The organism is Methylomonas sp. Uni0009 (genome assembly GCF_054188105.3).
This window is the reverse complement of the sequence record NZ_JBTAFN010000001.1, coordinates 4,524,897-4,537,440: the sequence shown is the minus strand read 5'-3', so window position 1 is coordinate 4,537,440 and position 12,544 is coordinate 4,524,897. Positions and strand designations below refer to the sequence as shown.

Annotated in this window: 10 protein-coding genes; 6 read left to right on the top strand and 4 right to left on the bottom strand. The window is 52.3% G+C overall.

Translation table 11 applies throughout. The annotated features are described in order from the left end of the window. Positions 1–132: 132 nt before the first annotated feature. From ACWAU0_RS20955 to ACWAU0_RS20940, 4 genes are all read right to left on the bottom strand, one after another. Positions 133–276 carry a hypothetical protein gene (locus ACWAU0_RS20955; protein ID WP_458137814.1) on the bottom strand — a complete coding sequence of 48 codons (144 nt, stop codon included), beginning with the start codon at positions 274–276 and terminating at the stop codon, positions 133–135. 231 nt (positions 277–507) lie between these two features. After that, positions 508–2,055 (bottom strand): hydroxymethylglutaryl-CoA lyase-like TIM-barrel protein, encoded by a 1,548-nt coding sequence (locus tag ACWAU0_RS20950; RefSeq protein WP_458137813.1) that lies wholly within the window; start codon positions 2,053–2,055, stop codon positions 508–510. Positions 2,056–2,485: 430 nt separating this feature from the next. Then, positions 2,486–3,007, bottom strand: a complete 522-nt coding sequence (locus ACWAU0_RS20945; protein WP_458137812.1) for a DUF1097 domain-containing protein — start codon at positions 3,005–3,007, stop codon at positions 2,486–2,488. 325 nt (positions 3,008–3,332) lie between these two features. After that, a complete protein-coding gene (locus ACWAU0_RS20940) occupies positions 3,333–4,151 on the bottom strand; it encodes a hypothetical protein (RefSeq protein ID WP_458137811.1) in 819 nt (272 codons plus the stop codon). Positions 4,152–4,748: 597 nt separating this feature from the next. Between ACWAU0_RS20940 and ACWAU0_RS20935 the strand changes: the two genes are divergently transcribed. The 6 genes from ACWAU0_RS20935 to ACWAU0_RS20910 all read left to right on the top strand — a co-directional run bounded on the left by ACWAU0_RS20935 (position 4,749) and on the right by ACWAU0_RS20910 (position 12,424). Further along, positions 4,749–5,507, top strand: a complete 759-nt coding sequence (locus tag ACWAU0_RS20935) for a class I SAM-dependent methyltransferase (RefSeq protein WP_033158048.1) — start codon at positions 4,749–4,751, stop codon at positions 5,505–5,507. Between the two features lie 193 nt (positions 5,508–5,700). Next, positions 5,701–6,036 (top strand): trypco2 family protein, encoded by a 336-nt coding sequence (locus ACWAU0_RS20930; protein ID WP_458137810.1) that lies wholly within the window; start codon positions 5,701–5,703, stop codon positions 6,034–6,036. 25 nt (positions 6,037–6,061) lie between these two features. Further along, positions 6,062–7,513, top strand: a complete 1,452-nt coding sequence (locus ACWAU0_RS20925; RefSeq protein WP_458137809.1) for a trypsin-like serine peptidase — start codon at positions 6,062–6,064, stop codon at positions 7,511–7,513. After that, complete coding sequence (locus ACWAU0_RS20920; RefSeq protein ID WP_458137808.1) at positions 7,510–8,496, top strand: AAA family ATPase; 987 nt, start codon at positions 7,510–7,512, stop codon at positions 8,494–8,496. Before ACWAU0_RS20925 ends, ACWAU0_RS20920 begins: the two co-directional genes overlap by 4 nt. Continuing rightward, a complete protein-coding gene (locus tag ACWAU0_RS20915; RefSeq protein ID WP_458137807.1) occupies positions 8,496–11,519 on the top strand; it encodes a formylglycine-generating enzyme family protein in 3,024 nt (1,007 codons plus the stop codon). Before ACWAU0_RS20920 ends, ACWAU0_RS20915 begins: the two co-directional genes overlap by 1 nt. A gap of 98 nt (positions 11,520–11,617) precedes the next feature. After that, on the top strand, positions 11,618–12,424 hold the full coding sequence (locus ACWAU0_RS20910; protein ID WP_205454078.1) for a formylglycine-generating enzyme family protein: 807 nt from the start codon (positions 11,618–11,620) through the stop codon (positions 12,422–12,424). The last annotated feature ends 120 nt before the right edge of the window (positions 12,425–12,544 follow it).

Genomic DNA, 12,544 nt, shown 5'->3' with positions numbered 1-12,544 from the left:
AGGTGGCGCGCCACAGGCCAATTCTGCAATGATCAGAGGGTGAATCAAGGCCGAATCGGAAAGCAGTAACCGAACCAAATCCTCGTTACGATTTTTGAAATGGGTTAACCCAAACCGAGGTATCGACCAATATCATGCGGACGAGTTGGTTTGGCCGCGTTCTCGGGGAATATCAGTCATCTCCGGTAGGCTCCCGCCCAAGGCAGCTAAGCGTTTGGCGGCCTGAACGCATACAAAGGTTTTCATCGCTTCCCGGAAGATTTCGGCTTTATCCATGTCCGGGTCGGCGATTTTCAGGGCTTTTGGTATAAGGTGTCGTCAATGGTTACGGTGGTCCGCATAGTATTTTCTCGATATAAATTATGATGGCTTGCTGTATCAAAATTCACTATGTGGATGCCTTAAATTCGGTACAACTCGACGAGCAGATTTTCCTCGGACAATGACTGGGTTAGGGATTGAAGGCGTTTGCTTTCGGCTTGGCAGGCTGTCCTGCGGGCCGCTCATCTATGCTTGCGGGCTATTGGCCTTTTCATGCAACTGGATGTTGATCAACTTGATGGTCGCTAAAATCCCGGCAAACACCTGGTTGACGTGTACGCCGCGGGTTTTGCGCAGTTCGGTGCCGCAATCCCAGGTAATCACGCATTCGGTCAAAGCGCTGGTGTGGCCGCCTTTGGGGATGCGGATTTCGAAATCGGCCAGCGTCGGCAAGGTGTATTCGTAATGTTGCAATACCTTGCCGATGGCGTCGATAAAGGCGTCGAAACCGCCGCTGCCGGCCCCGGTGGTCTGGTGTTTCTCGCCTTTGACATCCACGCGGATACTGACCGTAGACGGCAAATCCAGGCCGCTGTTGATCGAGCAAGCCAGTAGTTTGATGTGCTGATAGCTCTTGCTCTCCAGCACGTCGGCGATAATGAACGGCAAGTCGTCGGTGGTGATGGTTTGTTTGGAGTCGCCTATGCTGACAATACGCGCCAGCACCTTCTTCTGGTCTTCTTCCGATAAATCCAGTTCGAGTTGTTCGAGATTTTTCTTCAACGAGGCTTTGCCGCTCATTTTGCCCAAGGCATAGCTGCGGATACGGGAAAAACGTTCAGGGCCGAGCTTGGTTTTATACAAACCGCCTTTCTGGTCGCCATCGGCATGGATGCCGGCAGTTTGGGTGAACACGTCGGCACCGACGATGGGCGCATTGGCGGCGACGCGCTTGCCGGAGAAGTTTTCCACCATTTCGCTGATGCGCACTAAATGGCTCTCGTCCACGGACAATTCCATCGCCATTTTATCACGCAGTACCACCGCCACTTCGGCGATGGAGGCGTTGCCGGCCCGTTCGCCCAAGCAGTTGACAGTGCAATGCACCGCGCTGACGCCGGCCCGCACCGCCGCCATGACGTTGGCGGTCGCCAAACCGTAATCATTGTGCGGATGGAAATCAAATTGCAGGGCTGGGTAGCGCTGGCACATATCGCTAAAGCTGGCGAATACTTCGTCCGGCGCCATCACGCCCAAGGTATCGGGGAGCATGAAATGGCTGATCGGAGCTTGTTCCAAGCGTTCCATCAAGCCGTAAACATAATCCCGGCTGTCTTTGTAGCCGTTGGACCAATCTTCCAGATAGACATTGATCTTTAAGCCTTGCTCGTGGGCGTATTCTATGGTTTGCAGCACATCGGCACTATGCTGATCCAGGGTTTTGCCGAGTTGCTCGCGGCAATGTTTTTCGCTGCCCTTGGCTAGTAGGTTGATGACGCTACCGCCGGTCGATTTGATCCAATCGACGCTGCGGGTATGATCGACAAAGCCCAACACTTCAACGCGCTCGGCAAAACCTTCGTGTCGTGCCCATTGATTGATCAGGCTGACGGCTTCTTTTTCGCCTTCCGAAACCCGCGCCGAAGCGACTTCTATGCGGTCAACGCGCAAAAACTGCAACAAAGCTTTGGCGATGCTGACTTTTTCCGTCGGCGTAAACGCCACGCCCTGGGTTTGTTCGCCGTCACGCAGCGTGGTATCCATTAACTGGATGTGTCTTGAATGGGTAGACATGATTTTTGTTGTTCTCGATGCGTCCTGTAGCTGTATCTGACCAAGCTAACTTCGTAGACAGGGTAGAGCGATAGCGACACCCCGTGCGTCTTTAACAAATGGCCTTTGTGCATAAGCTGGTCGCGCGGCTTATGAGCAATCTGATTGCTTATTCCGAAAGAGACTGAGCTATGCGTAACGTGCCATTTTCGCCTAAAACAGAATGAATTGGCAATTTGCGGCTAATTCCGGGGCTGCGAGCAGCGAAACTCAGGGGAGGGAAATCGGCACTCGCGTTCCTCGCTGGGAGCCGAAGAGTTCTGAGTGGAACGATGATTAAACGACAGATATTTTTGGTGGTTAGGCGGAGTTTTTACATTCCGCCTATTTTTGCCGAACAATCGGAGTGGGTGTTTGCCGGTAACCCCGACGGTTCAGCCTAAAAATGTGGTTACTCTTTAGTCCACTTAGCCGCTAATTGCGCGGAAAGCTGACCAAAATAAGTGCCCACTACAATTGAGATTGAAATCACCAGCAAAGGATTGCTCAGCGACACGCCGAACAAAACTTCTTGCGTCAACTTGTCCGGTGTTTGCAATAAGTAGGCAAACGTGGATGAATAGCCTAAGACGCTGGCAGGAATGGTTGCCAATTGCGGAAAATTGGCGGCCAGGCACATCACCACGACCGCAAAAGTCACCGTAATGGCGGCCATTGTTGGAAAACCTAAGGCAGTGTCCGGCGAAATCCCGGTCAAGATAATCGCCGTTACCCAGGCCATGAATACGCCGAAAATCCCGCAGACGATAGTATTTTTTAAGGCTTCCTTGGTCGCACCCAAGAAAAAATAGGCTGCCCAGGCAATGGTGGCGGCCCAGATAAAGAACACGCCGTTGGCCGGTCCCACCGCCAAAAATGTGGCTACGCCCGCCAATACGCCGATGCTTAAAGAAAGTGCTGTAAGTTTGTCCATTATTGTCCCTCTGATATTACGCCTCATCGATAGTGATTTACTCGATGATGCATTGAGGCTGCCCTGCAAAACCGAAATCCATTTACGGCCAAGCAATCCCGCCTCGACCCATTTGAATGGTAGCAGAGAATAGCCTCCAGATACCAATCCTCGGCTGGTTTAAACGCATGCACTGTTATGGGGTTTGATCATTTCGACCAGCGGAAGTGTCAGGTAATGCGGGCGCGCAACCTGAACTATTTGGCTGCAAACCTCAAAACCGCCAGCATATTTAAGGGCTGGCGGCTAAGAGTATTTGCGAAGACAGACGTGCTTTAATTAAGACTCAGACAGACCGCGTAAAGATAACGCGCCGGCGGTAGCCGACAAAACCGAGCAGGGTTGAACCAAATAACCAAAACGCGGCGGGAACGGGTACGGGAGCAGCGACGACTGTTCGCGCAAATTTGTCTGAGCAAGTTGGTCCGGGTTGCGCTGCACATGCTGTGCTGGCGATTTCCAGGCGGCTCTCGGCGTTAACAAAATCTTGCAAAATCGGATCTCCGTTCTCATCCAGAACCGGCGCACCGTTTTCATCTAATTGCGGAGCCCTAACCGTACCGCGAAAAAATATACCCAATCCCGCTGTATAAAACTCGTATTCGCCGGTTGGGGCTGCGCCATTTTTCGGGGTAAATTCGCCGAGCAAATACTCAACGCTATCGCCAGGGTTCAAGGTGATATCGGCGATATCTATGCTGCTTAGGCTGGAGTTGAAATTGAATTCGTAAGGTCCGGGAGAGCAGCTATCGGCCAGAAATGTACCGGCACAACCAATAGAAGAACTCAAAGAAATATTATCCACGGCGATAAGTACGCCATTTTCTATGTAGCTGCTTTGGCTAGTGTTTGAATCGTAATAAGTAAAGCTGCTTGGGTAGTTGGCTGGATTGATGCCAAACGGCGGGTTACCGCCACCTGTGTTGGAAAAAACCAAGGGATCCGATGTGGCGTCCAAACTTAGTTTCAACCAAACCGGAATGTTATCGGTTGCAACGACAGTGCCCGTAGGTTGAACAAACGACAGACTACCGCTGTAGGCCCCCTGAGCATTGGGTAGCCAAGCCAACGCCAACGTGGAAACAACAAATCGTAATTTAGACATAACGTATTTCTCCAATTTAAAAGCGCTTGAAAATCATTTTCCCAAGAGGTCTAAACCTTTAGTTTGATGACCAATTCAACCCGTCAATATCGTCGCTCTCATGCAGCAGGCAGTCCAGCGGTTCAAGTAGATTAGCACCGCGGCAGGCGGCGACGAAGAATGCCGGGAATTTAAGGGCCAAGCCAGTATTCTAGGCAGAGAGCAGACTACATGGGTCAGATCATAACAAAATATTGCCGGGTTTATATGACAATAACGCTGTATCGAATTAGCGGCAGCATGTCCGCCACATTCATCGAAATCCGGTCACGCATGGCTGGATTAGAACGCTTAAAGATTGGCCCCATTCGCGTTTTCATCGTTATGCGAAACAAGGCGTGTATCCTAAAACTTGGCGTGTTGACTGCGATTTATCGAGGTTAACGGCTAGAAGATAACGCGAAGGATGCCAGCATTTAGGGAAGTGGGTGGTTCGGTATCCGTAGCGCGTTTATCTGATTATAATTTCCGAGCAAAAATACGAAATCCACACACTCCTTCCTGCCCGCTGTAATCAAGCACCAGCGCGTATTTATTAAACAAACCGGGACGCTATTTATGAATTTGAATGAAAATGCCGTGATGCCTTCTTTAACCGCACAGAATCCGTTTACCGGCCGCATCGGTGAAGAGTACGATTTTCTCGGTATGATGTGTCCCAATGTCGTGGTGCTGACGCAAAAGCTCGGCGAGACAGTCGCCGCATGGCATCCCGGCAATAGCATACAGGGGCTTGAGATCGGCTGCGGCACAGGACTGAGCACGCTGTCCTTGCTTACTCAGCGCGAGGACCTGCATCTGCGCGCTTTCGATGCCTCAGCGGCAATGCTTACGCAGGCGCGCGCGAATTTGGCGGAGTATGTGGACAACGGTCGTGTCGAATTCATCGAGAGCGATGCGCTAGCTTTTTTACAGCAGCAACCGGATGCCAGCGTTGAGGTTGTGGCCTCGAATTATGCCATTCACAATTTTCTGAATGACTATCGGGATCAAGTCTTTGCCGAAATCTGGCGCGTGCTTAAACCGGGCGGATTGTTCGCAAACGGTGACCGCTTCGCTATTGATGATCCCGCGCGGCATTTGGCTTCCACGCAAGCCGACATTCGCCACTGGTTCAAGACCTTTGGGGAACTGCAGCGTTACGATCTTTTGGAAGACTGGGTGGTACATTTGCTCAGCGACGAATCACCGGACCACATCATGCATGTGCCAGCCGTCATATCCACCCTGCAATCTCTCGGATTCAGCGATGTGCATTCGCCTTATCGTGAAGGCGTGGACATGTTGATGACCGCGATAAAGCCGAAATTGGCTTAGTTTTTTTATCGGTCATCGTTTCCGTGCTCCGGCGCTGCGTATCGCTGGAGCACGGGAAAGATAACTGTTGGGGAGATTGAGTTCAAAGACAATTCAGAGCGCTCAGAAAGGCGCCCGACAACGAATAACTGACAATTGGTAAAACACAGTCAGTTACGCCCAACACTTTAAATAAATGACGAAGGGAGTGGCTATGAACGAGAATGACAAGCTGAATTTAGCGGAAGTGATTCAAGAGCTGAGACAAAGTTTGGTGACGGCTTCCGCTCATGGCGAAGCGGAAACCATCCGCTTTAACGTCAATAGCGTAGAAGTGGAATTGCAAATGGTGGTCGAAAAATCAGTCGGTGGAAAAGCTGGCGGTAAATTTAATTTCTGGGTGTTGGGCGGCATCGATGCAGAGGCCTCTGCTAGTTATAAACATGCAGCTACGCATAAGATCAAATTGAATTTGCAGCCGGTGGATGTGAAGAACCCGGACCCGCAGACGGGTGAGCCCAGTAAGCTATTGTTGTCAGGTGATGAATAACCGAGGCATTTAGCGGGGATTAACTATGGATACCAAGCTGATTGCAAAGATTCTGCCGACGAAACAGGATGGCAAACGCGCTATTGGCACAGGTTATCCCATCGCTGAGGGGTTGGTATTGACGGCACGCCACGTCGTTGTTTTTGATGAGCGTGATAAGGCGGTGCCTATTGTGATTGAATGGCCGGATTCAAACCATTCGGATACGAATGTCACCGAAATTGTTTGGGTCAGCGATGAATACGACATGGCCATTCTCAGGTGTCAAACCCCGCCAAACATGTCGCTTTCCTCAGACCTATTGGCGTCACGCGATCCAAAAAGTCATGAACAGTGGAGTGGTTATGGCTATCCGGCAATCGGCAAGGAAGCTGAATCGGGATTGCGCGAAAAAATACCGGTGATGGGGGAGTTCTTTCCACCGAATGTCGCCACGCCTAAACTCACCATTTCCTGCAAAAGTGATGCTTTGGAGAAAGCCGGTTGGTGCGGATTATCGGGGGCACCGGTATTTCAAGGGCCGCAACTATTTGCGATTATCACCGCGACGCCCCAAAAGCGTGATGAATGTTTCACTGCTATTTCCATACCCTGGTTAATTCGAAATGACCAAGAATTCCAAGAAATAACCGGTATACAAGGCCAAATTCAAAAACATCAAAAATTCGTTGCCGAGCAGAAACGACAAATTAGCGATGTCTTGTCAAAAATGACCGCGCAGGACGCTCTGTTCAAGCAAATCGCCGGTCATTTAAGTCTGAATGTGGCAAATACTAACAATCAAAAATTAACAGAAAAATTGCTGGAAGCCTTTAAGCAGGATGACTTGGCGGTTTTAGATCTGTTGCTGCGCGCCGGTGCCGATGCGTTCAAACAAGATTCCGGCGAGTCGATACGCCGGAATCTCAGACAGCTATTTTGTTTGTTTGCGGGCTTGATGGCCCCGGAATGCCAAGCAATCAGGCAGGCATTGATTAACTTGCCGGTGCGCACCGCGATGGCTGCTGAATTGTCGCTGGCGGCGCTTTACGATACCAATCCCGAGTTCGTGAGAAATGACGGCAAAGTGCATGGCAGGCATACGATCAATGCGGACGTGTTTACCCGCGAAACCGGTTGGGGCCAGGCAGAGTTCATAAAAGACGCCACCGAAACCATTTACAAGGTTATTCACAAAGCGCCGCCGCCCGAGCCGCTGGACGCCTTTGAGCTTGAGGAGTTGAATTCCACGATTAAACAGCGGCAAAATCGCTCCTTAAACCAACTGCATCGCCTGGAATTAAATCGGCGGGATACCAGTTTGACTAACAACCCTTTGCTTGATGCCGCCAATTGCCAGGCTTTAATTGCCGCAGACTGCCTCCCTGATTTACCCATCGTCCACTATGGCGAAGCCGCAGCGGAAAAAGAAGCCAAGTTAAGTGCCAAAATCACAGAGCTCTTCAACATACTCGAAACCAGCCAACCAAGCACATGACAGCAACCACCCTCAAACATTTTCAAGCCGATAGCGTTATCGATTACGCGGACTGTGGTTCCTGGCGGCAAGGCCGTTATTTTCTGGATAAAGCCAGCGCTTATGCCCTGGAAATGGCCTTGGCGACCCGCCGCCCTCTGTTGGTAAAAGGTGATCCAGGGTTGGGCAAGAGCTATCTGGCGCGGGCAGCTGCTGCCAAGCTCAAGCGCAAATTCATCGCCGAAGTCGTCAACATCAACACCGAAGGCCAGGATTTGCTCTGGCGTTACGATCCGGTCGCACGCCTCAACGACGCTCACGCCGGTATCAAAGATGATGACAAACTTAACCCCAAGCATTATCTCAATCCCGGTGTGTTGTGGTGGAGCTTTGGCTGGGATAGTGCGGCCAAGCAATACAAGGATGTGTGCCGTCATAAAGTCTACCGTCCGCAAATTTCCGACGACGGGGAACTGGACAACGGCATTGTTTTGCTCATCGACGAAATCGACAAAGCCGAACCTTCTTTGCCGAACGCACTATTAGAAGTGCTGGGTAACGGCGGTTTTGACGTACCGCTGTTGGGAGAAACCATCGGCAAGACACAGCAAACGGCAGACAAACAAGCTGCGCCGCCGCTAGTGATCATCACCAGCAACGACGAGCGTGAATTGCCGGCGGCGTTTATTCGGCGCTGTTTGGTGCTGCATTTGGCGGTGGATGATAAAAACCTTGAAACCTGGTTTTTGGAGCGCGCCAAGGTGCATTTCAATGATAACCAATGCAGCGAAGCCATCAAACGCCTGGCGCTACAACAACTAATCGCTGACCGGCAGGAGGCTGAGCGCCACGGCACTATCAAGGCCGGCTTGGCCGAGTATCTGGATTTATTGGCGGCGCTGGATGAAATGACCGATTCCTCGCTGCAAGGCCAAGAACGGGATGCCTATCAGCAATGTTTGCTGGCTGAGATCCAGCACTTTGTGTTGCGCAAAGCGTTGTAATGCCGATTCATACTCAGACCAGCCGCGGCGACTTACTGCGCTGGCTGCAGCGCTGTCAAACTCAGGACGAAAAATGCCTGAGCGCTACGATATTGGGTTACGAATGGTGTGCGCCAGTCACGATAAGCCATGAAATTGATTATAAAGTTCCCCATCCGGAGCCCCTTCCAATCGACCCAGACCCTGTTCCTAAGCCGGCCAAATTAGCGCTGAAACGCCCGCAAGCATTATTCTACGCCCTCGCATCTCAGGAGCATTATGCTGATCCGCAACAGCTCGGCGACAGCCTGCCACCCGTGCTTCAAGGCGTTGAGCCGCTCTCCGACGCCGATTTGCAGCCCTTTGCCAGCGGAGAACCGCTGGCGCATCAAGCCATTGTCCCCGAAGCCCGCATGCGCGATTTTTTGCGGCAATCCATAAGCCATAGCTCGGGGCAGCGACTGGATATGCCGCAGTTGGTCAAACGTATCGCCCGCCTGCAAACCTTGTATCATCTACCGCGCAAGCCACGTGTCGTGCCGGCCGGGCGGGTTTATGTCGTCCTCGACTTGAACAAACGCTTGCTGCCGTTCTGGTTGGACGCTCATCGTTTGTGTGAAAGTATCGTCCGTCAGTACGGCTTGAACGGCCTGGAAATTCGCGTGATTGACGATGACCCGCTAGGCGAATATTGGGATTGGTTTGATCAACAGCAACGGCTTAAGCAGTGGCAAGCGCTCACCGCGCAAAGTGTGGTGTTCATCGTCAGCGACTTGGGGCAATTGGCTGAACAGCACAGCCCGATACGCACGCGGTGGGACAGTTTTTTCCGGCAACTAAGCCGTAAAAACACTACGCCGGTCGTGCTGGCACCCGTATCGGCTGCCCAGCAACAGCCCGAGCGCCTAAAAACCATCCGCCAAGTGTTGTGGCACAAACACGGCAAGCTCAAACCGGAAAAGATCGATCCGGATATCAAGGCCCACGCTGAGCATGTCCATAAGGTCTTGGCATTGTTATCCATTGCCGTACACGTCGAACCTGAGTTGCTGCGCGCCTTGCTTAGCTGTTTACCCGCTGAACAAGCCGACAGCGGCATCGAAGCGGCGGTGTATCAGCATGCCGATATGCAATGGGGTTATACCGCCATCAGCATGCGCTCGGAAAAACGGGCCGAGTATCAGGCTGAATTTAAACAGCTGGACGCCGGCTTGCAGTATCAAGTCTTGAGTTTGCTCAAACGCCAGCATATCGGCCAGTTTCCGGCGATTTGGGCGGAGGAAGTCATCAACGCCTTGCCCTTGGTGGCTTTCCCACTCGAACAACTGGCCGATGTCCAACAGGCGGAGGCTTTTATGCAACGCTTTGCCAAAACCCTGCAGGGTGCGCATTCCGACAGCGGCATGACGCAATTTGCCCGGCGGCATTTAAACCGGTTAAGCGGTGAGGCGATTCGTTTGAATAATGACCACTATACCAGTGCACTTTACGGTTTGGCGTATCGCGAGCAACTGCGGGCTGGAGCTCCGTTGCCTGCGGAATACGATGCCGCCATCGTCCACGAGCTGACTCGTGAACGCACCGAATTAAATCGCTATGGCATCTGGCAAGTTGGTGAAGCCTTGAGTATCGCTTATGCCGACACCAGGCCTGTAGCGATAGGTGGCGCGAAATTGGCCGAATTCGACGCAATCCACGACAGCATGATGCTGTTCAAAAGTTGGGTAGAAAATGGCCGGATGCGAGTGGATAAACAATTGCTTCGCTTGCCGGTCCGTGGTGAGTCGTGCATCGTCGGTCAGTTGGATGGGCAGACCCTGGATTTTGATACCGGATTGGCGAGCCTGACGTTTGCAGCATTCACAAAGCCCAGTTGGGCTGACAGTATCGTCCGCAATTCAGAAGGACTCTCGGCTAATTTACGCTTTGCGGGCAAAGATTATCGCTTTTGGTTACAAGCAGGGGAGGGTTTCAACCCTTACATCGAGTTAAAACGGTTTACCGAGGCGGAACCCATGCCGGAAAAATGGGGCGAGCGGTTTATCAATACTATCCTGTTAAATCAGGAAGATAGAAGGACGCTGCTTACGCAAGTGAGATGGGAACCGGAAAATCCTAGATCCTGGCCTGTTGGGGTAGACCAATACGGTCTCTACGCCGACCTCACCGTCAACCAGGTCACCCAGCGCTTCCGCTGGATCGAGCCGGGGACATTTATGATGGGATCGCCAACAGATGAGCCGGAAAGCTACGATGACGAAACGCTGCATGCCGTCACCTTAACTCAAGGCTTCTGGCTGGCCGACACCGCCGTCACCCAGGCTTTCTGGCTGGCGGTGTTGGGCGGCGACAATCCTAGTTATTTCAAAAAGGATCCGCAGAACCCGGTCGAACAAGTAAGTTGGGGAGAAGTCCAGCGGTTTATAGAGCGTCTGAATGAACTGTTGCCCAGCTTGCCTGCGAGATTGCCGACTGAAGCGCAATGGGAATATGCCTGTCGGGCGGGCACGACTACGCCGTTTTCATTTGGTGCCAATATCACACCGGACAAAGCTAATTATGATGGCAATAATCCGTATGCCGGCGCTAAAAAAAGTCTATATCGTGAAAAGACCTTGCCGGTGAAATCGTTGTCGGCTAATCGGTGGGGGTTGTATGAAATGCATGGCAATGTCTGGGAATGGTGTCAGGATGGTTGGCAAGAAAACCTTGGCACGGAAGCGTCGCGTGATCCGCTGACGCAGTCGGACGAAGCCGCGGGCGGCGATCGTGTGCTGCGCGGCGGTTCGTGGCTCAGCGACGGCAGGGACGTGCGCGCCGCTATCCGCAACCACGCTCAGCCCTTTAATCGCTTCCACTACATCGGTTTTCGGCTTGCCCTAGGTCATACTGAGCTCAGGCCGGATCCGGTCGGCGGAGCCAAATCGGCAACGGTTAAGGACGCGATTGGGCCGGACAGCGGCGTCGCGGAGCATCCGCAGGCCGGGTTGGCAGGGGCAATACGCGACAGATGGCATCAACTCAGAAAGAAATCCAGAAAATGAATGCCATCCGATCCTCGTTTCCACGATACTGTGGCAATGTGCTTATTACCGCGCCAACTGTGCGTTTTGTGACGCTGATGTTTATCTGCCTGTAAATTATGAGCTTACCCCACCGTAATCACTTGTCGCCACCGATGTTCCCTCTGGCTTGGGCCAGCGAATGGGGCGAGGATGGTTATGGCTTATGGCAGACTTTAATATTCAACAATGTCAGGCAAGTGTTTCGCTGGATCGAGCCGGGGACATTTTTGATGGGTTCCCCGGAGACTGAAACAGGACGCTACGACTACGAATATCGGCAGCGGGTGGACTTCGAATCCGGTTTTTGGCTGGCCGACACCGCTGTGACTCAAGCGCTGTGGTTGCAAGTTCATCCGGGTGATAATCCCAGCCGCCATCAGGAACATCCCGACTTTCCCGTGCATCGGGTGAGTTGGGACGATGCACAAGCGTTTATTGCGCAGTTAAACCAGGCTATCCCCGGTTTTCAAGGCCGGCTACCTAGCGAAGCGGAATGGGAATACGCCTGTCGTAGCGGTAGCGATACGCCGTTCAATTTTGGTGAAACGATTGATTCGCAGCAAGCGAATTTCAACGGCAACTACCCCTACGCAAACGCGCCGAAGTGCGAGTCCCGCGGTAAACCCGTGCCGGTAAAGAGTTTGCCCGCGAATGCCTGGGGGCTTTACGAGATGCACGGCAATGTTTGGGAGTGGTGTCAGGATGCTTGGCGAGAACAGATGGACGTTGATTCACCGGTCACCTCAGAATCGCCCACCGAACGAATCGCCCGCGGCGGCTCTTGGGATGCCGATGCGACCTTCGCCCGTTCCGCCTACCGATACCACTTCGATAAATCCCAACGCAGCGAGTTCTTTGGATTTCGTTTGCTGGTTGATGGCTAGCTTCAATTTTAAAAGTTCTGACAAATACCGCTTACCGCAATGCGTCAGCTAAGCAACATGCCTTAACTGGATTCTCCAGCTATATTTCGTGCTACGAATATTGCCTGACAAGGAAGGGCG